Source organism: Flavobacterium succinicans LMG 10402, assembly GCF_000611675.1.
Lineage (GTDB): Bacteria > Bacteroidota > Bacteroidia > Flavobacteriales > Flavobacteriaceae > Flavobacterium > Flavobacterium succinicans.
Window position 1 is genome coordinate 123,761 of record NZ_JATV01000005.1, and the last position, 26,100, is coordinate 149,860.

20 protein-coding genes are annotated in these 26,100 nt (G+C 35.5%); 10 read left to right on the forward strand and 10 right to left on the reverse strand.

All coding sequences use genetic code 11. From position 1 onward, the window contains the following. Positions 1–29: 29 nt before the first annotated feature. The gene (locus AO58_RS0106140) at positions 30–980 is read right to left on the reverse strand and encodes a PhoH family protein (protein ID WP_024980861.1); all 951 of its coding nucleotides are present in this window, start codon (positions 978–980) and stop codon (positions 30–32) included. A gap of 107 nt (positions 981–1,087) precedes the next feature. On the opposite strand from AO58_RS0106140, the gene AO58_RS0106145 reads away from it, so the two are divergent. From AO58_RS0106145 to dnaN, 5 genes are all read left to right on the forward strand, one after another. Next, positions 1,088–1,915: an SAM hydrolase/SAM-dependent halogenase family protein gene (locus AO58_RS0106145; protein ID WP_024980862.1), complete on the forward strand. Its 828-nt coding sequence runs from the start codon at positions 1,088–1,090 to the stop codon at positions 1,913–1,915. A 39-nt stretch (positions 1,916–1,954) separates the two neighbouring features. Next, positions 1,955–2,251 carry a putative quinol monooxygenase gene (locus AO58_RS0106150; RefSeq protein WP_024980863.1) on the forward strand — a complete coding sequence of 99 codons (297 nt, stop codon included), beginning with the start codon at positions 1,955–1,957 and terminating at the stop codon, positions 2,249–2,251. A gap of 80 nt (positions 2,252–2,331) precedes the next feature. Then, entirely contained in the window at positions 2,332–3,057 is a 726-nt protein-coding gene (gene gldF / locus AO58_RS0106155) for a gliding motility-associated ABC transporter permease subunit GldF (protein ID WP_024980864.1), read from the forward strand. Next, positions 3,057–4,742: a gliding motility-associated ABC transporter substrate-binding protein GldG gene (gldG, locus tag AO58_RS0106160; RefSeq protein ID WP_024980865.1), complete on the forward strand. Its 1,686-nt coding sequence runs from the start codon at positions 3,057–3,059 to the stop codon at positions 4,740–4,742. Before gldF ends, gldG begins: the two co-directional genes overlap by 1 nt. Positions 4,743–4,845: 103 nt before the next feature. After that, on the forward strand, positions 4,846–5,964 hold the full coding sequence (dnaN, locus tag AO58_RS0106165; protein ID WP_024980866.1) for a DNA polymerase III subunit beta: 1,119 nt from the start codon (positions 4,846–4,848) through the stop codon (positions 5,962–5,964). 269 nt (positions 5,965–6,233) lie between these two features. Here the strand turns inward: dnaN and AO58_RS0106175 are convergent, their stop codons facing one another. Both AO58_RS0106175 and AO58_RS0106180 read right to left on the reverse strand, forming a co-directional pair. Continuing rightward, entirely contained in the window at positions 6,234–8,006 is a 1,773-nt protein-coding gene (locus AO58_RS0106175) for a MutS-related protein (RefSeq protein ID WP_024980867.1), read from the reverse strand. A 390-nt stretch (positions 8,007–8,396) separates the two neighbouring features. Beyond that, positions 8,397–9,047 carry a DUF1349 domain-containing protein gene (locus AO58_RS0106180; RefSeq protein ID WP_024980868.1) on the reverse strand — a complete coding sequence of 217 codons (651 nt, stop codon included), beginning with the start codon at positions 9,045–9,047 and terminating at the stop codon, positions 8,397–8,399. Between the two features lie 190 nt (positions 9,048–9,237). On the opposite strand from AO58_RS0106180, the gene AO58_RS0106185 reads away from it, so the two are divergent. Then, complete coding sequence (locus tag AO58_RS0106185; protein WP_024980869.1) at positions 9,238–9,996, forward strand: response regulator transcription factor; 759 nt, start codon at positions 9,238–9,240, stop codon at positions 9,994–9,996. A 173-nt stretch (positions 9,997–10,169) separates the two neighbouring features. Here AO58_RS0106185 and AO58_RS0106190 read toward each other — a convergent pair whose 3' ends face one another. Then, positions 10,170–11,981 carry an AMP-dependent synthetase/ligase gene (locus tag AO58_RS0106190; RefSeq protein WP_051536625.1) on the reverse strand — a complete coding sequence of 604 codons (1,812 nt, stop codon included), beginning with the start codon at positions 11,979–11,981 and terminating at the stop codon, positions 10,170–10,172. Positions 11,982–12,792: 811 nt separating this feature from the next. On the opposite strand from AO58_RS0106190, the gene AO58_RS0106195 reads away from it, so the two are divergent. Further along, positions 12,793–13,626, forward strand: coding sequence for a helix-turn-helix domain-containing protein (locus AO58_RS0106195; RefSeq protein WP_024980871.1), 834 nt, complete (start codon positions 12,793–12,795; stop codon positions 13,624–13,626). A 71-nt stretch (positions 13,627–13,697) separates the two neighbouring features. Beyond that, on the forward strand, positions 13,698–14,207 hold the full coding sequence (locus tag AO58_RS16995; protein ID WP_051536627.1) for a cupin domain-containing protein: 510 nt from the start codon (positions 13,698–13,700) through the stop codon (positions 14,205–14,207). 390 nt (positions 14,208–14,597) lie between these two features. On the opposite strand, the gene AO58_RS0106205 is transcribed toward AO58_RS16995, so the two are convergent. The 4 genes from AO58_RS0106205 to AO58_RS0106220 all read right to left on the reverse strand — a co-directional run bounded on the left by AO58_RS0106205 (position 14,598) and on the right by AO58_RS0106220 (position 19,958). Beyond that, positions 14,598–16,448, reverse strand: a complete 1,851-nt coding sequence (locus AO58_RS0106205) for a M61 family metallopeptidase (protein ID WP_024980872.1) — start codon at positions 16,446–16,448, stop codon at positions 14,598–14,600. Positions 16,449–16,513: 65 nt separating this feature from the next. Next, a complete protein-coding gene (locus AO58_RS0106210; RefSeq protein ID WP_024980873.1) occupies positions 16,514–17,302 on the reverse strand; it encodes a CPBP family intramembrane glutamic endopeptidase in 789 nt (262 codons plus the stop codon). A gap of 38 nt (positions 17,303–17,340) precedes the next feature. Then, positions 17,341–18,033 (reverse strand): TapB family protein, encoded by a 693-nt coding sequence (locus tag AO58_RS0106215; RefSeq protein ID WP_139225563.1) that lies wholly within the window; start codon positions 18,031–18,033, stop codon positions 17,341–17,343. Positions 18,034–18,095: 62 nt separating this feature from the next. After that, positions 18,096–19,958: a M61 family metallopeptidase gene (locus AO58_RS0106220; protein WP_024980875.1), complete on the reverse strand. Its 1,863-nt coding sequence runs from the start codon at positions 19,956–19,958 to the stop codon at positions 18,096–18,098. A gap of 414 nt (positions 19,959–20,372) precedes the next feature. Here AO58_RS0106220 and AO58_RS0106225 point away from each other — a divergent pair, with 414 nt between their 5' ends. Further along, entirely contained in the window at positions 20,373–20,897 is a 525-nt protein-coding gene (locus AO58_RS0106225) for a hypothetical protein (protein ID WP_024980876.1), read from the forward strand. Positions 20,898–21,127: 230 nt separating this feature from the next. On the opposite strand, the gene AO58_RS0106230 is transcribed toward AO58_RS0106225, so the two are convergent. Then, the gene (locus AO58_RS0106230; RefSeq protein ID WP_024980877.1) at positions 21,128–21,988 is read right to left on the reverse strand and encodes an EamA family transporter; all 861 of its coding nucleotides are present in this window, start codon (positions 21,986–21,988) and stop codon (positions 21,128–21,130) included. A 149-nt stretch (positions 21,989–22,137) separates the two neighbouring features. Here AO58_RS0106230 and AO58_RS0106235 point away from each other — a divergent pair, with 149 nt between their 5' ends. Further along, positions 22,138–24,564, forward strand: coding sequence for an AsmA family protein (locus AO58_RS0106235; RefSeq protein ID WP_139225562.1), 2,427 nt, complete (start codon positions 22,138–22,140; stop codon positions 24,562–24,564). 36 nt (positions 24,565–24,600) lie between these two features. Here AO58_RS0106235 and AO58_RS0106240 read toward each other — a convergent pair whose 3' ends face one another. Then, complete coding sequence (locus tag AO58_RS0106240) at positions 24,601–26,058, reverse strand: hypothetical protein (RefSeq protein ID WP_024980879.1); 1,458 nt, start codon at positions 26,056–26,058, stop codon at positions 24,601–24,603. Between the last annotated feature and the right edge of the window lie 42 nt (positions 26,059–26,100).

The window sequence follows — 26,100 nt, forward strand, 5'->3', positions numbered from 1 at the left end:
TTCTGCCTATATCACTAAATAGTATGGTTTTAATCATTATTCTCGATTTGCTTGTAGGCATCGATTACTTTCTTCACCAATCGATGACGTACAATATCCTTGTCATCCAAATAAATAATTCCTATTCCTTCTATATCTTTTAAAACTAATAATGCTTCTTTAAGTCCAGAAATCGTCCTTCTAGGCAAATCGACTTGTCCTGGATCACCAGTAATCATAAATTTAGCGCATTTTCCCATTCGAGTTAGGAACATCTTCATTTGAGAGTGCGTGGTGTTTTGCGCTTCATCTAAAATCACAAAAGCATGATCTAAAGTTCTACCGCGCATGAAGGCTAAGGGTGCAATTTGTATAATCCCTTTGGTGATTAGATCTTCAAGTTTTTCATTGGGGATCATATCTCTAAGCGCGTCATAAAGTGGCTGCATGTAAGGATCTAGTTTCTCTTTCATGTCACCGGGCAAAAAGCCAAGATTTTCTCCTGCTTCAACTGCGGGACGGGTAAGGATAATTTTTTTGACTTGCTTTTCTTTTAAGGCTTTTACTGCCATGGCTACTCCAGTATAGGTTTTTCCAGTTCCTGCTGGACCTACAGCAAACACCATGTCGTTTTTGTTCAAGGTATCTACCAACAATTGTTGGTTGGGTGTCATGGCTTTGATGATTTTGCCACCAACACCATGCACTAGAATTTTATCATAGTCCAATACTTTGCGATTATCCTGAGCATCATTCATAATCACTCGCTCAATTACATTCAAATCGATAGTATTATATCTGGTAAAATGCAACATGAGGCGCTGGAACTGCTTTTCAAATTCATCCAACACTTCTTTTTCGCCAAAAGCTTTTAAGGTAGAGCCACGAGCCACTATTTTTAACTTGGGATAATATCTCTTAATCATTTCAAGATGAGTATCTTGAGCGCCCCAAAAATCTTTTGGAGCAATATCAACAAGCTCGATGGTTCTTTCGTTCAAAATGGAGTAGTTTTTAATTAAAAATAATAGCTGAAATTAGTAGCTTTGCATATCTCAAATTTAAGCAAAATAGCTTAAAATTACCTGAAATAGTTATAAACAAAATTATGTCAATAATTACTCTTACTACCGATTACGGCTTAAAGGACTACTTTGTAGGCGCCCTTAAGGGTAAGATAGTATCGACAAATCCTGATCTTACAATTATTGATATTTCGCATGAAATAGATCCTTTCAACACTGTGGAGGCGAGTTACATAATAAACGCCGCCTACGCAAACTTTCCAAAAGGAACAGTTCACCTAATTGGGGTTGATATAGAATTAAACAATGAAAATCAGCATATTGCTATGCAATGGAATGATCATTTTTTTGTAGCTGCTGATAATGGTATTTTAAGCTTATTGTGTCAAAAAATAGTCCCCCAAAAAATAGTTGCTATAACCATTCATGACCGATTGCATCACGGCGCCACAGACCTAGATGTTTTTGTTCAAGTCGCTTGTCATTTGGCCAAAGGAGGCTTATTGAATGTAATTGGCAAAGAAATCCAATCCTTGAAAGAGGTTACTGAAATGCAAGTCACTTTGAATGACAAAGGAGATCGCCTAACCGGTTCAGTTATGTATATCGATCATTTTGGTAACGTGGTTTCCAACATCAGCAAAAAACAATTTAATGAAACAGCCAAAGGGCGTAATTTTGAAATTTTATTAAAATCAAAAAGTATCAAGACAATACTCCCATCCTATTCGGCCATTGCCGCCTCTGGTAAATATCCTATGAAATATTATGAGGGAGAAAAGTTAGCCCTATTCAACGAAGCTGGGTATTTAGAAATTGCCATTTTCAGAAGCAACCCCTCAAAAGTGGGTTCTGCCAATAGCTTATTGGGGCTCAATTATAGAGATCCTATAACTATTCAATTTACCTAAGTCAGAATAAAATTAATAATCATTCAAAAGTCATTTTAAATGTTGGTACGAATCGTAAAATTGAGTTTTCTTCCTGAACATATTACTACTTTTTTAGAGAATTTTGAGTCCATAAAACACCAAATCAGAAACACACCGGGCAATTGTTTGTTAGAATTGTATCAAGACCAAGCCAATCCGAATATCTTTTTCACCTACAGCTATTGGGAAACCGCATCGGATTTAGAAAATTATAGACAATCGGCTTTTTTTAATGACGTTTGGACCGACACCAAAAAACTCTTCAATGCCAAACCCGAAGCCTGGAGTGTCCATAAATTAGAAAGCTTGGTGTAAAACTAGTACAATTCATAAAGACTCTAGGCTTTCAACATAAACAAATATCGCATCATATAAATTGAAACTGAATTATAAAAATGAAATCAATCATACTAAGAGAAATAAAATCCTTTTTTGGTTCCCCTGTGGGCTATTTGGTTATTGCTTTATTCCTGCTGCTTAACGGATTATTCCTTTGGGTATTTGAAGGCGACTACAATATCCTGAATTCTGGCTTTGCCGACATGACCCCTTTCTTCACATTAGCGCCTTGGATTTTACTTTTTTTAATTCCGGCCGTAACCATGCGCAGTTTTTCGGACGAGAAAAAACAAGGTACTTTAGAATTATTATTAACCAAACCACTAAGCATTTGGGAAATAGCCTGTGGAAAATTCTTTGGGTCGCTACTGCTAATTGTAATAGCAATTGTACCTACTTTTCTCTACGTGTATATCATTTCCACTTTAGGTTTTCCGGAAGGAAACATTGATATGGGGAGCACAATTGGATCGTATGTTGGCTTGCTATTCTTAGCGGCTGGTTACACAGCTATTGGTGTATTTACCTCCACACTTTCTGAAAACCAAATTGTTGCTTTTATTATTGCAGTCCTTTTATGTTTCGTATTTTATTTTGGTTTTGAAGGATTAGCTTCGGCTCTTGGAAATTGGAGTTCGTGGATCACAGTAGTTGGCATGCAAAACCATTATAAAAGTATGAGTCGTGGTGTGTTGGACACTAGAGATATTCTGTATTTTGTAAACATCACTATTGTATTCCTAACGTGTACCGTTTTTAATTTAAAATCTTTTAAAGCGTAATGAAAACTATTAAAAAAAGCCATTTGACTCGCTTACTCTATACTTTTGCTGTTTTATTTGTACTACAATTCCTTGGTTCGCTTGTATTTTATCGTTTGGATTTAACCAAAGACAAACGCTACACCTTATCACCGACTTCATTAAATATTTTGAAAGAAGTGAAAGACCCAGTGTCGATCAAGGTCTATATGGAAGGTGATTTACCTGCTGAATTCAAGCGATTACAACAAGAAACCAAACAAATTCTAGAAGAATTTCAAGCCTACAATAGTAGTATTGTCTTTGAATTTGTAGATCCTCTAGCTCATCCAGACGAAAGTACTGACCTCATCAAAGACTTGTACAAAAGAGGACTTACTCCAATAAACATAACTGTTGATGATAAAGGAAAACAATCCCAAGCCATGGTATTTCCGTGGGCTATTGCTACTTATGACGGCAAAGAAGTAGCTATCCCGTTGCTAAAAAATCAAATGGGTGCTTCTACTACACAAAAAGTCATTGGTTCAGTACAGCACCTAGAATATTCTTTTTCTGAAGCTTTTAATAAAATCACGAAAGCCAAACAGAAAAAAGTAGCCATCATTAAAGGTAATGGAGAACTCAAAGAAGCTTTTATTGCTAAATTTTTATTACAAGTAAGAGATCGCTATTTTATTGCTCCTTTCACTTTAGATTCTGTTGCCAAAAACCCAGAAGGTAGTTTACAGTCTCTCCATGAATTTGATTTGGCCGTCATTGCAAAACCTACCGAAGCGTTTACTGAAAATGAAAAACAAGTCCTCGATCAGTACTTGATGCAAGGTGGAAAAACCATTTGGTTAGTAGATCAAGTGGTAGCCGAATTGGATAGTTTATACAATCCCTCTGGAGCAAGTTTGGCATTCCCAAGAGATTTAAATCTAAATGATATGTTCTTCAAATACGGCTTCCGCATCAACCCGGACCTAGTGAAGGACGAACAAGGTAGCCCCATACAATTGGCCTCGGGAGAACCTGGAAGCGCCACACGTTTTCAACAATTCAATTGGAAATTTGCACCATTGGTATCTCCAACCAGCCAACATCCCATTGTAAAAAACTTAGGAGGTATTAAATTGGATTTTGCCAATTCAATTGACACACTCAAAAACGGCATTAAGAAAACTGTTTTATTACAATCGTCTCCGTATTCCAAACGTATCGGAACACCAACAGCTATTAATTTATCGATGGTTTCAGAAACTACAAGCCCTGCTGATTATCCTAATACAGGAGGCATTCCTTTGGCAGTTTTACTTGAAGGAACGTTTCATTCCGTATTCGAAAATAGAATTAAAGGCTTTGAACAATCTAATTTCAAAAACCAAAGTGTACCCACTAAAATGATCATCGTTTCGGATGGTGACATCGTTCGCAATCAATTGGATAAAAACGACATGCCAGTCGAGCTAGGTTACGATCAGCGTAGTGGAAATTTATACGACAACAAAGATTTTTTAATGAATAGCGTCAACTATCTCTTAGACGACAATGGACTTATTAACATTCGTAGTAAAGATTTAGACCTTCCAATACTAGACAAAGAAAAAGTATATTCCCATTATACATCGATTCAAATCCAAACTATTGGGCTTCCAATTTTAATTTTAGGCGTTTTTGGATTACTATTTGTGTATCTTCGCAAACGAAAATACGCCCGATAAGTGTTAATAAAAAAATGTAAATGTAAAACTACTTTACAATATATTTGTAATCAGGTATTCTAGCCTGTTGAAATTTAGAATCCAATAAAATAAAACAATACCCATGAAATTTATAGTATCGAGTTCGTACTTATTAAAACAATTACAAGTATTAGGCAGTGTGATTAACAGCAGCAATACTTTGCCTATTTTAGATAATTTTTTATTTGAATTAGACAACACACAATTGACTGTATCTGCTTCGGATTTAGAAACCACCATGTCAGCATCGTTAGCCATCGATTCTACTAGCGTAGGTAGCGTAGCCGTACCAGCCAAATTACTTTTAGAAATTTTAAAAACGTTCCCTGAGCAACCCTTAACTTTTACGGTTGAAGAAAACAGTACTATAGAAATAAGTTCCAACTCTGGAAAATATGCACTGGCTTATGCTGCGGGAGATGAATTCCCAAAAGCTGTACATTTAGACGAACCTTCTGTAACCTTGGTACCTGCCGATGTATTGGCTACGGCTATCAGCAAAACGATATTTGCAGCAGGAAACGATGATTTACGACCAGTAATGTCTGGGGTGTTTTTTCAATTTTCTCCAGAAGGATTAATTTTTGTTGCAACCGATGCTCATAAATTAGTAAAATATGCACGTACCGACGTGACCGCTTCAGAAGTGGCTGATTTCATTATGCCAAAAAAACCATTGACTATTTTAAAAAACATCTTATCCACATCAGATGCCGAAGTTAAAATAGAATACAACAACAGCAATGCTACTTTTTCGTTCGATAATTATAACTTAATGTGTCGTTTAATCGACGGAAAATATCCAAATTACGAAGCGGTTATTCCAAAAGAAAACCCAAATAAATTAGTAATTGATCGCAGTTTGTTTTTAAGCTCTGTGCGTCGTGTGGCAATTTTTTCTAACAAAACCACCCACCAAATCCGTTTGAAAATTGCGGGTGCCGAATTGAATGTATCTGCTGAAGATATTGACTATTCTAACAAAGCCGAAGAGCGTTTGACTTGCGATTACCAAGGAGACGACATGCAAATTGGCTACAACTCACGTTTCTTAACCGAAATGTTGACCAACTTACAATCCGATATGATTATGCTTGAAATGTCATTACCTAACCGCGCCGGAATTTTAACTCCTGTAGACGGTTTAGAAGAAGGCGAAACAGTGACCATGCTAGTAATGCCGGTAATGTTGAATAGCTAATTAAACGCCTTTTACAACTAACCAAAACCAATTATTGTTATCAAATCCGTAATTCCTAACCAGTTTTACGGATTTTTTTTTTTGAATCAAAAAAGAAGATTGCATTTCATGCCTGCTTTGCCATAAATAATCCAACGGATTGAAATCTGTTGCTAAAAAAATTCAAACACAAAGATTCACAAAGTAGACAGGAAGCGCTCTAACAATTAAAATAATTCAACGGATTAAAATCCGATGCTACAAAATGAAACGTTCCTCCGGAACTTTTATTAGATGATGTCCATTTTTTTCATTAAAAAGGTCGCGCTTTTATTTTGACAAATACCATCACGCAATTGATAATCAAAATACAATTCATCATTCTTTATTTCGACCTCAAAACATTTGTTAGCCAAAATCTGTGGAAACTCATTGGTGGTCAAGCAAACTTCAATATCATGCGTGGCAATAGCTCCAATCGCTTTCTTACCAATTACTTTTTTTACCACCTCTATTGTTCCGTTGCGCTTATCGTCAGAATTGGTACCACGTAAAATTTCATCTAGTAAAACAAAAGCAGGACTTTCTTCTAATCCATTCATGATTTGTTTGAGACGTTTGATTTCTGCAAAAAAATAAGACTCACTATCCGATAACGAATCCGATAATCGCATAGAAACTAAGATAGGCAAAGGATGTATACATGCTTTTGTAGCACAAACCGGCGCACCCATTCCAGCCAAAACCATATTGACGCCTAAGCTTCGTAAAAAGGTGCTTTTGCCTGACATGTTAGAACCTGTTAAAATTAAAAACGATTGGGGACGAAAAGTAACCGTATTCCCTACTCTAGTTTGTGGATTCAATAACGGATGGCTCAAGTTTTCAAAAGCAATTTCATATGTAGCATTCAATTCTGGAAAAGCAAAATCAGGATTATTGAACGAAAAATTAGCTAAACTATGCAACATTTCAAAATCACCAATCACTTGCAAACTTTGCTCTAAATGAGCAGCATGTTGCTTTTTCCAGTTAACAATTCCATGTAAAACATGAATATTATACAAGAAAAAACCGTTGAATAAAATAGCCGTCAAAAAATTACTCGTGCTGTCCATTTTACCAAACAAATCAGATAATTGCTTAAGTTGTTGGCTAACTTGCTGCTTATCGTGTACTAATTGCTTTTGTAATTCTATGGTCTTAGTACTAGTAAACGTCTCGTTTTCTATCTTTTCGATTAGTAAACTATAATTGTACACAATTGTATTAATTTCAGAAGAATGCGCTGTTTCAGCTAAAATACGTTTTAAAAACAGACCAGAAATTGCCAAGTTAAGCATGAACATAAGACCAAATAGCTTAGCTAAGACCAAACTCGAAGTAACGCCATATCCAATAGCCAATCCGGCAAGAACCACGGGAGCAACATAACCAACCACTAAGGCAACTTTACCAACTGCTTCACTATTAAAAATGCTCCAGCGTAATAACTTTTGATACTGTGCCTTACTATCTCCGCCTACTTTGGCTATCGCCAAAAAGGACTGACGCCAATCGATTTTGTCGCGTAACTCTTTAACTGCTTCTTGAGTCTCAGCTATGGCAGTAGCGGTATTTATTTTTAACAAATGTGATGCTAAAGTATTTTTACCCATAAAAGTGCCCGTTCTATTCAAGCTTTGAAACAACGATTGCTCTCCAAAAACATCCAGATCGTACGCGTACGGATGATGAAAATCATTGTATTCAATACCGTTTTCAAAAGGAATGCTTTTTCGTTCTAAAAAATTAATTTCATCCGAATTGATAGCGACTAAAGCTTCGGTGATTTTCTTTTGATACGCTATTCGAGTGTGCCAACGCATCAGTACAAAAAAAGCTACAACCGACAAAACTCCTAAAACAACTAAACCAAAACTATCACTTTTTTGATAACCATAAATAGCCACGATCACTCCAAAAACAGCTACTAAGCGCCCCAAACTGATCCGATTGTATTGCAATTGTAGTTGCTTTACTTGCGCTTCAAAATGTGCTTTATTTTGTATGTAGATTTCCATTTTTTTCTGTTAGATGAAAAGCAAATATAAGCGATTCACCCACATCAAACGAAAGAAAAAGGAAAAAGACGAATTGCTCTGAGGACAGCATCTACAAATAACTTCGAATGAGTATGTTTTGAAAACTGAGCAATTACAAAAAAGTAATGAGAATACTTGTAATTGTAACGATCATTCTTGGGTACAATGCACTATCAATTTCTTTAGCCAATATCATTTAAAAATCTAAGTTCACCATTGCATTGAATAGTAAAACTGACTATTTCGTGTTAGTTTGTAGTTGTTTAAATCAGTATAAAACAATGCATACACAATTAATTTTCCATTAAAAAAGTACTAAGGTTTAAACCAACCCCCAGTACTTTCTTTACTTGTAACAATGTTAACACTCTAATTTGTATTATTTTTTAACCACTGCAATCTTCTTTTATCCGCAACATGCTTGACTTGAAAACCTTCGAAACTCGCAGTAAATCCTACTCCATCTGGCGATGCACCCATTAATCCTACTTGTACTGGCACATTATCTTGCAGCCATGCTACTCTCATCAAGACATACTCTTTATCATCAAAAGAATAAAATACTTCAACCGCATCTAAACTTCTAACTGCTTTGATCCACAAATAAGGCACTTCTTTCTCTAAGGTAATAACATTCCAATCTGAAGTTTTATGAGTGACAACAGTACTAAGATTATATTTTCCGTTAACAAATTCTATCCCTGTTTTAATGTAATTTTCGTGATCAATGCGCAACATTAAACCAGATTGATCAAAACGACTTTTATATTTTGCAGATATTTTTACTTTTGCTTCAAATTCTCCTCCGTAAGTAGCATAATAAAAAGGTGCATCATCGATTGTAAAGCCATAATGCGTAATTCTCCAATAATCACTTAATGGGGTAACATTCATTTGTAAACTGTTGTTTTTGATACTCCATTCTTTGGGTTCATTAAACCATTGCATTTTCTCTAATGTTTGTGCTTTTGAAAAAAAACAAACCATTACTAACAATGTTGTTGCTAAGGTATTTCTCATTTTATTCTTATTTAAATTGTTTACGCGATACAACTGAAGTGTTAAAAACATTTAAAATAAAGTGGGTTATAAAAATTCAACCTAGAACTTTTACTACTTTTAAATGTATTCATGTCATTAACATAGAATACAAAAATAACATTACCAATCGAGGTGTTCAATACTGATAAATAACCATATTTAGATTCAAATGAAAAATGAAAATAAAAAAAAACTAAACAGTGAATTTTCGTCCTTACATGGAAGCAAAGAAGCTTGTTCAGATAACCTTGAACATTACAGAAACATCGCTTCACAATATGCAGAAATTGAAAATGCTATCGCTATTTTGAGTGATTTAAATACCAATAGAAGCTATATGTATTTTGGAAAATTTGCTAAAGAGCTTAACATAGAGCATTCAGATACATCTAGTCAAATAGATTCTATTTGGGAAGATCAGATATTAATATTACTACATCCTGATGACCTAAAAAAGAAATATCTTCACGAATTACGTTTTTTTCATCATTTCACAAAACTGCCAAAAAAGATCCGTTTTGATCATTATCTTATTAGTAAAATAAGAATGCAAAATCATTTTAGAAACTATATCCCTGTAGTGCATAGAATGTTTTACATAGCAGACACCAATAACAACACATTAAGATTTGCTTTGTGTTTGTACAACCCAATGGTTATTGATTTCTCCGGTAAATGCTACATAGTAAACTCTAAAAACGGTCAAAAAGTAGACCTCGATAGCAATAGCGATACAAACATCTTGACCAAAAGAGAAAAAGAAATACTTAACTTGATCGACAAAGGAATGATGAGCAAATCCATTTCTGAATCGTTATGTATTAGCATCAACACAGTAAATAGACACCGACAAGAAATATTAAAAAAACTCCAAGTAAAAAACTCTATTGAAGCCTGTAGGATTGCTAAAGACTTACATTTAATGTAAGCTTTTTTGAAAACCAGATAGCGAATTTGCACAAAAAAAGTGAACTGATGAAGTAAACCTTGCCCACAAAGTGCATCAACAACCTAAAACAAATAAGTTATATACCATTAAAACAGAAGTATTCTTAAAACTGATACTTCTGTTTTTTTTTAATAAAAAAGAAACCTACCCTGCTATTCTTGATATAACGCTTCTATTTGATCTTTGAATTTATCCAAAACTAATCTTCGTTTTAACTTTAAAGTTTGAGTAAGAAATCCGTTTTCTACCGTGAAAGATATATCAGAAAATATAAATTTTTTCGGGATTTCATAACCACCGTATTTATTTTTCAAACTTTTTCTAATTTCAATACCAACAAATTCTTGAACGGAAGGTAAATGAATTAATTTATCCACTTCGGTTTTAATATTTAAAAACTCTGCTGTTTTGCGCAATGTAGCATGATCTGGGACAACCACACAAATATTATAAGGCCTTCCATCACCATAAATCATTGCTGATTCGATATACGGTAATAAAACAATATCCTCCTCTAGTGCTGAAGGAAAAACATATTTACCATTTTCTAGCTTAAACTGCTCTTTTAGTCGGCCAGTAATATATAAAAATCCGTCAGCATCTAATTTTCCGCGGTCACCAGTCCTTAACCAACCATCTTCAGTAAATACTTCTTTGGTAGTTTCTGGCTTGTTATGATATCCAACCATTAGATTAGGTCCCGATACTTGTATTTCACCATCTTCACTGTTGTCATCCACCACTGTTTTGTCGATACGAATTTTAATAAACTCAAGAGCGCTACCAACACTTCCTTTGCGGTTTAATTCTGGACTATTCATCGTTATTGCGGGAGAGGTTTCACTCAAACCATAACAGTTGTATACCGAAATACCAATGTCAGCGAAAAAATTCGTTACTTCTTCATTCATTTGAGCACTTCCGGTAATACTGGCTACTAAATCACCTCCAAAACGTTCTTTAATTTTAGAAAAGACCAGTTTCGAACCCACCCAATACATCAATTTGGTCCCGATCGGTACACGACCTTCGTTAATACGATAATCACGGGCCGCCTTTAAAGAATTTTGAAAAAGTTTAAGTTTAAATCCACCTTCATCTTTCATTTTTTGATGGATACCCGCGTAAATTTTATTAAAAACTCGAGGAACAGCAATCAAAAATGTAGGCTTCACTTTTACAAAATCATCCGCAAGCGTTTCCATACTCACCATAAACCCAATAGAACCTCCAAAAAAGAGCCAATTATAAAGTTCTGCAGTTTGGCCATAACTATGTGCCCAAGGCAAAATAGACAAACTTACCGATTTATCACTAAGGTGATTTGCATATCTTCTGAAACCAGCTCTAGCATTTGAAACCAAATTACCATGAGTTAACAAAACTCCTTTAGGCTCAGAAGTAGTGCCTGAGGTGTAAATTAAACAAGCAATCTCGCTAGAAGAAGGAATATACGACGAAATAAAATTAGTACGGCCTATTGCTTCCAAATGATTCATACTTTGATCACCAATGGTATCAATAATATAAATATGTTCTAAAGCAATTGCACTTTCTTTTAAATTCTTAATTTGTTCATAGATACTAACGCTTGAAACCAGTAAAAACTTAACATTGGCATCCTTTATAATGTATTCCCAAGTACCGTAATTCTCACTTTCATACATAGGAACAAATCTTGCCCCTAAACCATAACTTGCAAAGGCAGCCACAGCCCAATCTGCGCGGTTACTACAAATAATCCCTACAGCATCGCCTTTTTGAATATTCAAATGCGCCAATCCACCCCTCAAATCATCAACACGCTTACCAATAGCACCGTAAGTAACCCAGTTAAACACTCCTGATTTTAAATCCTTTGTCCCAAAAAAAGAATTGCTGGTAAATTTATTGGTCGCTAATTCAAAAAGCTCGACAAGATTGTCAGGCTTTTCAAGTATCATATCATTATTATTGTTTTTCATCACTATAGTATTACAAAAACTACACCTACTACGATTATTGTAAACCTTCTAATAAAAATGCAGTTCAATTTAAAGTCTGTAAAGGTAAGGCCATTTATTTTTTTCACTGTACTTAATTATAAATTTAAGCGTAAAACTTACCATTAGTAGCGACGATATATCAAAGTGCACGAAAGTAGTGAACCGAAGAAATAATCCTTACCTGACAAAGACGCATGACTTTATTTTTTTTGATAATTCTTGAAAAACGAAAATGCGATATAAGTCTCAACTCGCCACTTTTTACTATAACTTCCTTTAGAATAATTGTCTTTTCAAAAGGGATAAAAAACTACAAAGTAACCGTTGGCCGTTTTTTTTAGTTTTTTGGATTTACTTAAAATAGACACTTAGGAATTGACAAACGAATCTCATTTTTTTGTAATACACTCACGGAAAAAGTAAGAACACTTTTAGTCGTTTTCGTATTCAAGAACAGCATCAATGAATACGAAGTCTTGAGTCTTCTTGGAGCAGGCCATTTTCTGCACACCACACGAGCCGTCCCGCTGTACGCTATATCTTGCTGTGCGAACCCCGCACAGCAAGGATGCCGCTCCCATCGGGGCTAGACTAGAACGTTTGGTTTTCATAAGTAATAAACAATCGAAACCCAATAACAATCATCATAATAAAGACTTCAGAACTTACCATTCTGAAGGCTTTTTAATTTAAACAACATTCAAAACAATCACAAAAAAAACCTCATTTACAATAACTTAGCAATTCAAAGCAATGATTTTGTACCTTTACTTTTCTAAAAAAGTAATGTATGGCCTTATTAGAATTACAGCCCTCCGTTGCCTTGCAAGAATTCATTCGGGTTTATCGAATTGTACATTTTGTATTTGATTCTAAGGCAACGCTTCCTTTTAAGGCTTATCCTCCAAGAGCCGAACACTGTTTGAGCTTTTATCCCAAGGACACCGAAACCGTTTCTTATACCAAGAGCGCTACAAAGATTAGTAATTTGAAGAGCGTACTTATGGGGCAACAAAGTGAAATTACGAATCGTTACGTGGGAAATGATTTTTTGGTGTTCCAAATCGTTTTTCGTCCTGGAGCTTTATATAGAATCACTGGCATTCCATCTTATGAGCTTACCAATTCCTATATTGATGCAGAAACTGTCTTTCAAAAAGAAATAAAGAACATCAACGAACAATTGCATCAAGCCAAAGATTACATTCAGATGAAAACTGTTATCGAATCTTTTTTATGGCGTCAAGTCCAACACCAAAAAAAAGAGGCGCATCGATTGGATAGGGTTTGCAATACCTTACTGAGCACTACTCAAAATTTTAGTATCGATTCACAAGCGCAAGCTGCTTGTTTGAGTCCACGTCAATTTGAACGAAAGTTTGTAGAACGTATGGGAGTTTCTCCAAAATATTTTAGTAAAATCATTCGATTTGAAAGCACTTTCCGAATGAAAAACAAATATCCACACTACGATTGGCTAACCATAGCCATACAATGTGGATACTATGATTACCAACATTTAGCTAAAGATTACAAAGAGTTGACCCACCTCACCCCTGCTGCATTTCATTTATTGGATTTGAATTCTCCTGAGCGGAAATTTGGTGAAGCGGATACCTATTAAAATGTCGTTTTTTTACCATTTATTGCTAAAATTTCATAGCAAATTTGTACTGTAACCAACAACAAAAGACTATGAAACGAAGAAATTTTATTACCGCATCAGCCGCTACCCTTCCATTATTGGCTTTAGGACACGAGTTGCCTACTCCTTCCACAAGAACCACAAAAGGCTTTGTTGTAAAAGCCAACCAAAGTAGATTTGAAGAAAAAACCCTCATCAACGGCACTAGTCCCAATAATATCAAAATTGCCTCCAAAGATACCGATGGTGCGCTTAGTGTATTTGAGTACATTGGAAATGAAAAAGGTGGACCTCCCTTGCATATTCATCCTAATCAAGATGAGATTTTCTTTATTGTAAGTGGTCACTATCTCTTTCAAGTAGGGTCGGAACGCTATCAACTACAAACCGGAGATACTATTTTCTTGCCGCGAAATGTTCCTCATTCCTTCTCCCAAATATCTTCCACGGGGAAAATGATTTTCTTTTTTCAACCCTCAGGAAAAATGGAGGATTTCTTTAGAACAATTGGCAACCTCACAACGCCTCCAAAACCAGAAATAGCCGCTAAAATCTTTTAGGAGCATAATATGAAGATTATGGGACCTCCATTGGCGTATTGATGGAAAAATAAGCAAATTACTAAGGTGTTATAAAACATACACTAATCTAACTTATGTTTTGCTTTTCAAAAGGGATAAAAAAACTAAAAACAACCGTTGTTACATTACCTATGATAATCAAACTCAGCTTATAAGCAAACCTCTATATTTTGGAATACCTCAACTGAAAAATTTAGGAGACTTTTAGTATGTTTACAGCTCCAATATAGCATAAAAAATGTGCAAAGTTAGATCACTTTGTGCAGTTTAGGTAATAGTAATCAAGAAGAAGAATATTATTAAAAAACTTCGCAAATTCTATTCTTTACGGAGTTGGTTATATTCAAATTAAAAGTAGTGATGCTGTATTTAATTATACAACCATTGGTCTTTTAATTTAGCTTTTGATGCATCAGTAAATTCAATTTTATTTCCATCTACTTGATTCAGTTTTACTTTTCCTTTCAAGTCAATTGTTTTTCCTTTTCGAATGACTTTGGCTGTGTAGTCGTCACCATCTTTTAGATTAAAAGCCAAAATAGAAGCTAATTTACCACTATCAGGACCTTCAGGTTTTATGCCTCGTAAATCAACAATTTCATCATTATCTTGAAATCCTACGGCTTTTAAAAATTCATTTTTGCCATCTAAAGTAGTTATAAACACTTTGTTTGTTTTGGAGTCCACTTTAAAATAAGTAGTGGTTCCCAATGAAAAAGCCATTTGAACTGGTACCTTCACTTTTTTCAAAGAAACGCCCACCTTTGCTAAATAAGAGCCATAATCTATGGGTTTATTTTGAACTACATGATTTTGAAGAAATACGCCCACTTCTGGATAGGTTAATTTTGTAAAAATCGGAATCAATTCCTCGTCCTTAAACGCTTTTTCTGCTCCGTAAAGTTTTGACAACTCTCCCATTACACTCAAAATACCTCTTTTCCCATTGCTTTTTTCTCTGATAATAATATCCAAACACATCGCAGCCAGTGTGCCTTTGTTATAGAAATTCCCAAACTGTTTGTTGACTACAGGGTCGACTACGTTCTTGCTTACTTCAGTTAATGACATGGTATCACTATACAAAGTAGAAGCAAAATTTATCTTATCTGCTATTACATCGTAGAGCGCTTGTTCGTTTGCCATACGTTTATTGGTTTTGAATAACACCGAAAAATATTCCGTAAAACCTTCATACATCCACAAATGTTCCGACATTTTCGGAGTATTAAAATCGAAAAACTGAATCTCTTTCGAATGCACGTTTAAAGGGGTAAGGGTATGAAAGAACTCATGCGAAATGGTATGCTCCAATCCTGTGGCTTGCATGTCGTCTTCAAATGTACCTGTCGTGGAACTGTTGTGTTCTAGGGCACCTGTACCTTGGGCATCATCTTCTGTTCTTGCAGTGAGATACACCAAAACCGCATATCTTTTTGTGGTATTAATCGCTCCTAAAAATTCCTTTTGAGCTATCATTGTTTTTTGCAAAGCTGGCATTAGGAATTTTGAAGTCACCTTTGTATTTCTGGGTGAATACACGTGGAGCACGACCTCCATATCATCAATTGTAAAGGTTGAAATATCAGGTTTGGCGTACATAATGGGACTATCGATTAATGTTGCATACCGAGTCGTTTTAAAAACATCTTTGGTGTCACTCGTATCCTCATCTACCATAGCAGTTGTTCCAGTTAAATCTTTGGGATGTTCAATAGTCAACACAAAAGGTTTCTCTTGTTGATTTTCAAAATAGCCTACAAATCCTCCTAGATTCAAATAGAAATTTTGACCTTTTAGAATATTGGTTCCTGCTGGCGAAAAGGCTACGGTTTCATTTTTACTCATTTGAACTACTTCTTGGTCAAAAGTGTCATTTACTAAATATTCAACGTGGTCTAATTTTTTAGCATCGGTAATCACCCACGTATTGACATCTTTTTTAGTTACGGGAAGCGTCTTTCCGTCTTTGTCAAGAGCTTTGAAATCTTCAATATACCTTCCATAATCTTGCAAAGCATAAGTGCCTGGAATAATTTTTGGCACCTGAAAAGTAATCGTTGAAGCATCAAAAGCAGCAGGCTTAACCACGACTTTTACTTTGTCATTTGAAACATTCACTAAATCCAAAGTAGCACTCACTTCATTCGTTGGTGTCGATGTGGAGCAACTCCAGAGCATTACTTGAGAAAGGAAAAGCAGTATTACTAGTTTTTTCATAGTTTCTTGGTTTAAAGTTTAAAAAAATAAGAAGTATCAAAATAGGTGAAAGCTGCACTTCTTATTTAATAATTCAATTTTTGAGAGACCAAATAGTCTTCAGAAGCTTTTTTTCTGGTTAGTAGATACAATCCATACATTCCAAACGCTATAGGTGAAGCAATTAGAATTAATTCAAGACATAAATTGAGAATGATATTTTCCTCCACTTTAATCAACTTTAACGTATCGGATAAAAGAAAAACAACAAAATCCCAAATAGCATGCAATAGGATAGCAAAAAAAATGGTTAGATTTTTTACTCTATAGGCAAGGAACAATATGCCTGTACACATTGCCATAAAAGCCTGCAAAAACCCTTCTCCCAATTTGCCTGTTGTCAATGCATTTAAAATATGAATTGAACCAAAAATAACAACAACCGCGAAAGCCGCTTTTCGGAAACCCCAAGATTTAGTAAACGCACTTAAGAGTATCCCTCGAAACATCAACTCTTCGGATATTCCCACAAGCAGGCAATTTCCAAAAGTCCACGCTATGCCGTTGCCTTTTATTACATCAAAATGATAGCATAAAAAAGCAATCACTATTAGAATTATAACAATCTGAAAATATAAAATTTGAAGATTTTGACTGTTTTTTAAAACCAGCCCAGTAATTTTTAGGTTACCAGATAGGATGGTGACTAAAAATATAAACAAAGCCGCTCCTGCAATAGAATAAGAAAGTCCATTACCAAGGCCTTCTCCTAGCTCTTTTGTTTTACCATTCAAAGCATAAACATTAGGACCTAAGGTGATAGCTGTCCATAGTAGTAAGATTATAATAGCGCTGTAGGCATTGAAATATTTCATTTATCCAACTTTAAAAATTAGGTTATACTGATTTATGATTATTTTGAAAACTTAGTAAGCTCCACTACTTTTTCAAGTCGCTCTTTTTTATCATACTCCTCAGATTTAACAATTCCAACCCCTTTAGCCATCCACACTTTATATTTTTTTGTTTTATTGAACAAAATGGATGTATCCTCTGTGTAAGTGATAACAATACAGTCAAAAGTTCCAGCTTCCAGGGTAATCTTTTCTTCCGCTACAACCTTTCGGTCATAAATTTTGACGCCACTATCCAAACTAATTTCTCCTTTCACGCTGATGCTAATTGTTGCTTCTGGCAAAGTTTGCCCAACTTTCATCGTATTAGGAAAAACAGGATTATTACCCGAAACACTTGATTGACTGAATTGTGTACTCTTTTTTAAACTCGCTTCGACAGATTTTAGCATGTTTATCGCAGTCTCTGCTCCATCACATACTAGTTCATAAGAGGATTCGGTTGTTTTGTTTTTTTTCAAATCTGTAACTTGTGTTTTAACAACCGCTATACTTTTTCCTCCTTCTTGTCTGTTTTCAATAACTTCGAGTAGGGACTTACCTGTTACATTGTTTTTGTTATCCAAAACTTTCATCTCCATTACAGTTCCTTTTTTGGTAGCGTAATATCCTTCGCAGTTCAACGAATAAAAGGAAAAACTAAGCAATACACAGAGGAAAAGAATGCAAGTGTTTTTGACAGTTGCTTTCATCTTTTATTTTTTACCTATTTCACGTTTAATCGGAAATCTTTAGATTTTGTTAGCGTAAACGATTATCCTTTTAACCACAATTGGTTTAAAGCTTGTTTAGACGTATCTGTATAGCGGAATCCATCGCCTTCTGATGTATTTAATATTACTGACCCACTCAATTGTTTTTCGCTACCATTTCGAATAATTTTCGCCTTAAATGGTGCTCCTACTTCTAACCCATAAACAGGCATCAGTAATTTATTGATGTCTTCTCCGTTTACTGGGATTCCATTTAATTCCATTACTTGGTCATTATTTTCAAAACCAATTGCTTTGATAAACTCATTTGAGCCGTCTTTGGCATCTATATAGACATTTTTCTTTTCATCCATTTTTAAGAACATCTTATTATCAAAATAGAATGCGATTTTAACTGGTATTTGGACTTTAGTGGTAGATACCCCAACTTTTGACAAGTATTCGTTATAATTGATAGGCACTCCTTTTACAATGTGCGTTTGCAAAAACTCCCCTACTTCTGGATAGGTAATTTTTGTGAACTCTGCTATAAAGGCATTGTCGTCGAAGGGTCTTGTTGGTCCGTATATTTGTGATAATTCACCCATAACGCTTAGGATTCCGCGTTTACCGTTACTTTTATCTCTAATAATAACATCCAAGCACATGGCCATCAACGCTCCTTTTTCGTAGACGTTAGGATATTGTTTTTTCATTGCAGGAACCAAAACGTTTTTACTCATTTCAGTAAACGACAAATCGTCTTTGAAGTAGGTTCTTGAATTCAATAACTTTTCGCTCATCGTATTATAAAAAACAGCGGCATCAATCAAACCTTCTTTTACTTGGAATAGATTGGCGAAGTATTCTGTAAAACCTTCATACATCCACAAATGTTGTGACATCTGCGGTTGATTAAAATCAAAATCGTGTATTTCTTTCGAATGTACTTTAAGCGGTGTTAGTGTATGGAAAAACTCATGAGAAATAACGTGAATCAATTCCGTTATTTTCATATCATCCTTAAAAGTGGCCGTAGTTGAAGTATTATGTTCTAAAGCCCCCAAACCTTTAGCATCATCGTTGTTCATTGAGGTGATATATACAAGGATTGCATACTTTTTAGTGGTATTAATCTTGCCCAAGAATTTTTTCTGTGCGGTTATCATTTTCTTTATATCGGGTAGCAGCGCTTGTGAATTAATACTTTTATTACGTGGAGAATATACGTGCAAATACACATCCATTCCGTCTACAAAAAATGAAGACACATCTGGTTTGGCATACATAATTGGGCTGTCTACTACTTCGGCGTAGCGCGACAATTGAAAAATGTCATTTGTATCACTTTTATCCGTATCGATTAATGCAGTAGTTCCCACTAAATCTTTGGGATGATTTACTGTTAGTTTATAAGTAAAATCCTTTTGATTGTCAAAATACCCCACAAATCCACAAAGGTTCAGCATAAAATTTTCACCTTGTAAAATATTAGTTCCCGCTGGAGAAAAAATGGTGGTAGAATTTTCGGCAAATGCTTGCCCTTCTTCAGAATCATAGGTGTCGTTGATTAGGTATTCTACACGATCCAATTGATTGGCATTGGAGATTGTCCATGTATTGACATCTTTTTTAGTCACCGGAAGTTCTTTTCCTGATGCATCATAGGCCTTGAAATCGTCAACATAACGCCCATAATCAGCAATTGCATACGTACCGGGAATAATCTTGGCTAATTGATACGAAATTGTTGTTGCCGTAATTTGTGCTGGTTTTATTGTCACTTTCACTTTGTCATTAGACACATTCACTAAATCTAATGTAGCTTTTACTTCGTTTTTAGAAGAACGAACTGTATCCTTAGTAGTTGAACAACTCCATATCACTAATTGTAACAGGAGTATCAGTAATAAATGTTTTTTCATAGTAAAAAATTTTAGAGATAAATTAAGTCGACTGTATCATTAAAATAAAAGAAACTAGGAAGTAAATTTTTATTTTCAATAGTAGTGAATTTAACATATTATTCTCAATATTAACACGTTACACAAATAAAATTAATCTAATTATAGTTTTTTAAACTAAATTCAACTTAAAAAACCTCATAAATCTTGGCTTTTTGTTGTTTGTATTAAGAAAATAAACAGTACTGTATTTACTTTTTTCCAAAAACAGGCTGTAGATCTGACTAACAACAACTTAACTTTAAAACAGTTTTAATTTTAGTCTGAATAAAGTTGTGCATCCTATTAAAGCTTCTTGATTTTATTTTTAAGTGCTACAACTTATATTTATGTAGTTTTTTATAACTTACAACAAGTTAATTCTACCCAATCACCATGTCAAGACGAGATCGATTAGAGCAAATGCCATTGTACCAAAAAGCCCTTCAAATTTTAAAAATTACGATGGGTTTAGTAGAAATTGTTCCAAAAGACAATGAATACCTTCAAGAAACCACAGTGCGTTTTATGATGGAAAACGCTATGTTGCTAGCGCCAAAAATAGCGGGAGCTAGCGCTATTGATTTGTACGATTTAAAGATGGAAAATGCTACCCTTGTTCGGAAGGCGGCTAGAGATTTGTATGTACAAGCAGGAAGTTTGAGCTACGAAGAAAATATTCCCGACCAAGATTATATTCGGTTATTGAGAAGTGAAATCGAAGAGTTCAGGCTTTTGTTTGTGGACTGGGTTGAAAACTTTGACCAATGGAATTACATCAAGGACGATTGGGGGTTGTTTAATCCGCCAGGAGTAAGCGCACACGACAAAGACCCTGATGAAGATATTCCGTTTGATCCTGATGCTTTTTTTGAGAGTATGAGAGATAGTGAAGAGGAGGAAGACGATGAAGAGGAGTGAAAATGTTGTTGATTCTCTAATTCTGTCAACGTTACGTTTGCATCGCGGTTTATTAAAACAATACTTTTCTTAAAACGATATTGCTGATTTTTTTGTTATGAAAACAAAAAGTCTCGCCTAGCCCCGATGGCAGTGAAAATCCTCTTGTGCCGGGGTTCGGCATAAGAGATTGAAACGTACAGCGGGACGACTCGTGAGGTGCGCAAAGATTTGGTGCTCCTAGAAAAAAATTACGCTTGTAATTGGGCATACGTGAGTAGGACAATGGTTAATAAGGCCAAGAAAATCCCCAAATAGTTCTTCTTGGAAAGTTTTTCTTTAAAAACCAATACGCCAATGAGACTGCCCAACACGATGACGCCCATATTCATACCTGCAAAAACAGTAGACGGATTTTCGGAAAAAGCTTGGTGCGCCTTGAGGTAAAAATAGATGTTTCCAAAATTGAATACGCCTACTGCTATTCCCCAAAGGGCATTGATACTCGCATTTTTTTGGTGTTGGATGAAAATTTCGTAGCCCACTACTCCACTCATAATCACCAATGCCAACGCAAAAATGACTAAAAGCGAGGTGGTAAAAGGCAGTTGGGTTTGCAAGGCGATTTGTTTGAACAAAATATCGATGACTCCAAAACCCAGCAACACCATAGCAGGATAGCCCCAATTGGAGTTGCTATTGGCTGTAGGCTTAGACAAAATAAGCAGCAGGGCTGGAAATCCTATGCCAAAAGCCATGACTTTGAGGGTACTAAATTGCTCTCCAAAAAGCAACCAAGAAGCAAGTAATGGAATAAACAACGACAAGCGCTGAGCAGCATCGGTCTTGACAATACCCATATAGCGAATGGACTCGGAAAGCAGTAAAAAAACACTCGGCAACAGCAGTCCGAGAGCAAGATACAACGGCCAAGGCGCTTGTTCAAGTAGCGTATCGAATTGTGGTGGAAAACAAAAATAACAAAGCAACAAGGCAATCGCATAATTGGTCGCAATAATGGCTTTACTGTTGAAAGCGGCGTGATTCCTAAACCACTTGAAAAGGACGCCCACGGTAACACTGCAAACGATACTTAGAATTAAAAAGAGCATAACAATTGGATTATCCACCAAAAATACAAATTCTATTGTGGTTTTCTTTCTGTAAAGAAAGGCATAGTTTGCGTTTTACTTCCGTAAGTGGCTTCAGTTGATTATATTTGATTCAAAATGAAGCCTTTTCAATTCCAAAACATTTTACTATGACAGAAAAATGGTGGCCAATAGGCAAAAAAGTGGGTAAAATTATCCTATTCTTGACGATGCTTCTTTTTATTGGCTATGGTGCTTTGGGTTGGTATGTAAGCGCTCATCATAACGAACTGCTAAAAGAGGTGCGTCGGATTGCCAATGAAAATTGCAAAGGCGAAGTAACAATTGGCGACCTTGAAGTACTCTTTTTTCGTGGATTTCCCAACATAACCATTGCTATAAAAGAAGTAAGTATCAAAGACAGTTTGTGGGCACAACATAAAAAAACATTGCTAAAGGCGCCTTCGATTTATGCCGAAATTCAACCTTGGGCGATATTTTTAAAGAAAATAAAATTAGACCATCTCTCCATCAATGATGCCCAAGTACAACTGTTTTTAGACGCAAAAGGCTATAGCAATACGGCTGTTTTTTCTAGTGCACCAAAAACCGATACTACAAGTTCAAGTTCGTTGTCATTGGATTTGAATCACCTAAAATTCAACAATGTTTCCTTTGTTTCTGACAACCAATTCAAGCATAAAAAATTTGATTTTGTTATCGAAAAACTTCGGATAGAAAAACATACAACTTCAGAAGGTTGGGAAGCTGATATTGCGTTAAACACCTTAGTCAAAAGTTTAACATTTAATACACAACACGGAAGTTTTGCCAAAAACAAAATCATTAAAGGAGCTTTACAAGCAAAATATTCCGAAAGTAAAGGCTCAATTGCCATTAATACAACTGCTTTATCTATTGGAGAAGATGTTTTTCAAATTCAGTCACATTTTGGGATTAGCAAGACCAACAGTTCCTTTTCTATTGCTATTACCAATCCAAATATTCGCTGGCAAGCGGCTTATAAATTGTTGTCCGACAACATTAGCAGCAAACTCAAACCTTTTGATTTTAAAGACCCTTTTGGCGTACAATGCACTATTGTTGGCGACTTGAACAAAGAAGGCGACCCCAACATTCGAGTGGAAGCTAACATCAAAAATAATGACCTGAGCTACTTCGACCATCAAGTAACCGATTGTACTTTTAAAGGCATTTTTACCAACGAATACCAAAAGAACAAAGGCATAAACGATGAAAATTCGGCAATCTTACTCAATGATTTTCGGGGAAAAGTCCATTCGATTCCGTTTACCACCAAAAATATGATGATTTTGGATTTGAAAAAACCCATCGCCTCGGGTGCATTTGTAAGCCGTTTCAATTTAGAACAACTGAATCAAACGATAGTGAAACAAACAGTAACTTTTGGAAGCGGTCAAGCAGATTTTCAACTTACGTTCAAAGCTGATGTGGTGAATTTAGAAATGCAAAAACCGTTACTCATTGGGTCAGTCGTGATTCAAAATGCGAGTGGAACGCATATAAGTTCAAAGAAGAAATTCAAAAATAGCAGTGTTGATTTATCCTTTACTTCAAAAGAATTGAAAGTCAATAAAATCGTATTGAACACCCAAAATAGTGCCTTACTGATGAAAGGTCAGTCCGCTAATTTTTTAAATTTTTACTATGATACACCAGAAAAAATTATGGTAAATTGGGACATTCAAGCTCGTACAATTGATTTACAAGACTTCAGTTTCGGAAATAAAAAAGCGGCAAGTCTAAAAAAATCAACTACTATTACTCCTGACTTTATCAATATCTTACATCAATCCAATGCAACAGTTAATTTAAGAGCTGAAAACATTGTTTATAAAAAATTTAAAGCACGAAATGCGATAGCGCAAATTAATGTAGTTCCCGACCGCACCATCTTAAAAGAGGCTTCGCTACAATTTGGTGGCGGTTCATTAATGGTAAACGGAATGGTTTCGTATCAAAACAAAAACAACCACTTCAACGCAAAACTTAACGCAAGTAAAGTAAACAGTGCAGCCTTACTGAGCGCTTTTGATAATTTTGGTTCCAAAGCACTCACTCCAAAATCCGTTTCGGGTTTAATTTCTGTTTCCGGTGTTTTGGATGGCTACTTTGATAATAACATTACTATCGTTAAGCGTTCTCTAACCGGAAATTTAAAACTTAACCTGAATAATGGCGCTTTGAACCAATTTGAACCTTTGCAAAGAATTGGAAAATACGCCTTCCCGTTTCGGAATTTTAATCGCGTAACTATTAATCCTCTTGCAATCAACATTGTTTTTAAAAATGGTTTTGCCAACATTGCTCCTACTCCAATAAACACATCTGTATTCAATTTTGATTTAGCAGGAAGTTATGGTTTTTATGGAGATTCTAATATGCAACTCGATGTTCATTTGCGAGACCCTGCAAAGGATAAAGAGATAACCAATAAAAAAGTAGTCCAAGAAAACAGAAAGAAAGGCATCACCCTACACCTTCAAGCCATTGAAGAAGGTAATGCACCGTTTAAAATCAAACTGCGCTACAAAAAAAACGAAAAACTGCAATAAAAAAGGGTTTAGCTTTTACACTAAACCCTCTCCAAATTATAATTTACTGATGTAACTCCCAAACGGATCCTTGAACTGATACCCTTCAGAAAAACGATCTTTGCTCAACTTTTTATACGAAGCCAAGCCCCACAACAAGAATTCTTTCATAAAATAAAAATCCTCCTTCGGTAATTGAGGCTGGTATTTTTTGATAATAACTTCTAATGGTGTCACACTATCCAAAATAGTTTGATATTCTGAATTCGTGGCATCATCCAATAATTCAAAACCACTTTCGGCAAAAAACCATTCTAAAGTATCGGTATAGGCTGTTTTTTCTCCTTGTTTTTCCAATTTTTCAATCTTTGGGAAATAGCCCGGGAAAAATGTACGAATCGCATCATTGATTAAATGTTGGGCTACCACAGCTGCCCCTTCTTGCTCGCCTTCGTAAACCAACTCCACTTTTCCGGTTATGGCAGGAATAACCCCCATAAAATCAGACAAACGAACAGATGTAGTGCTTTCACCCGCTTTTAAAGCACGACGCTCGGCAGTACTAATCAGATTTTCGTAGGCCGTGATACTCATTCTAGCACTCACCCCACTTTTAGGATCAATAAAATCGCTATCACGAGCTTCAAAGCTAATTTGTTCCAACAAATCTTTGGCTAAAGCAGGAACATACACCACATCGGTTTGACTGCTTTCTAACTTGGCTTCTTGCTGCGTAATAGTGCGAGCAATAGCAATAGTTTCTGGATAATGCGTTAAAATTTGAGAACCTATACGGTCTTTCAATGGCGTAACAATACTCCCACGATTGGTGTAATCTTCTGGATTGGCGGTAAAAACAAACTGCATATCCAAAGCCATTCTTAACTTATAGCCTCGAATTTGAATATCACCTTCTTGCAAAATATTAAACAGCGCTACTTGAATTCTAGCTTGTAAATCGGGTAATTCATTGATGACGAAAATACAGCGATTCGCTCTTGGAATCATACCAAAATGAATCACACGATCATCCGCATACGACAATTTTAGATTCGCCGCCTTGATCGGATCGACATCGCCAATTAAATCGGCTACTGTTACATCGGGTGTCGCTAATTTTTCATAAAAACGCTCACTTCTTGGCAACCAATCTATGGGCGTTGCATCGCCTAACTCGGCAATCAAATCCTTGGCGTAACGAGAAATAGGGCGGAAAGGATCATCATTAATCTCAGAACCCGCCACAAATGGAATGTATTCGTCCAATAATTCGACCATCTTTCTAGCCAAACGAGTTTTGGCTTGCCCGCGAAGTCCTAGCAAATTGATATTGTGTTTCGACAAAATAGCACGCTCCAACTCTGGAATCACCGAATTTTCAAATCCGTGTACCCCTTCAAAAGTCGGAATACCTGCTTGCAATTTCTTCCTCAAATTATCGCGCAATTCTTCTTTAATCGTTCTTGGTTGATAACCCGATTGTTTTAATGCACCTAAAGTTGTTATATCCTTCATTGATGGTATTTTTGTTTTGATTCGCTTTTACTAATTTCTATT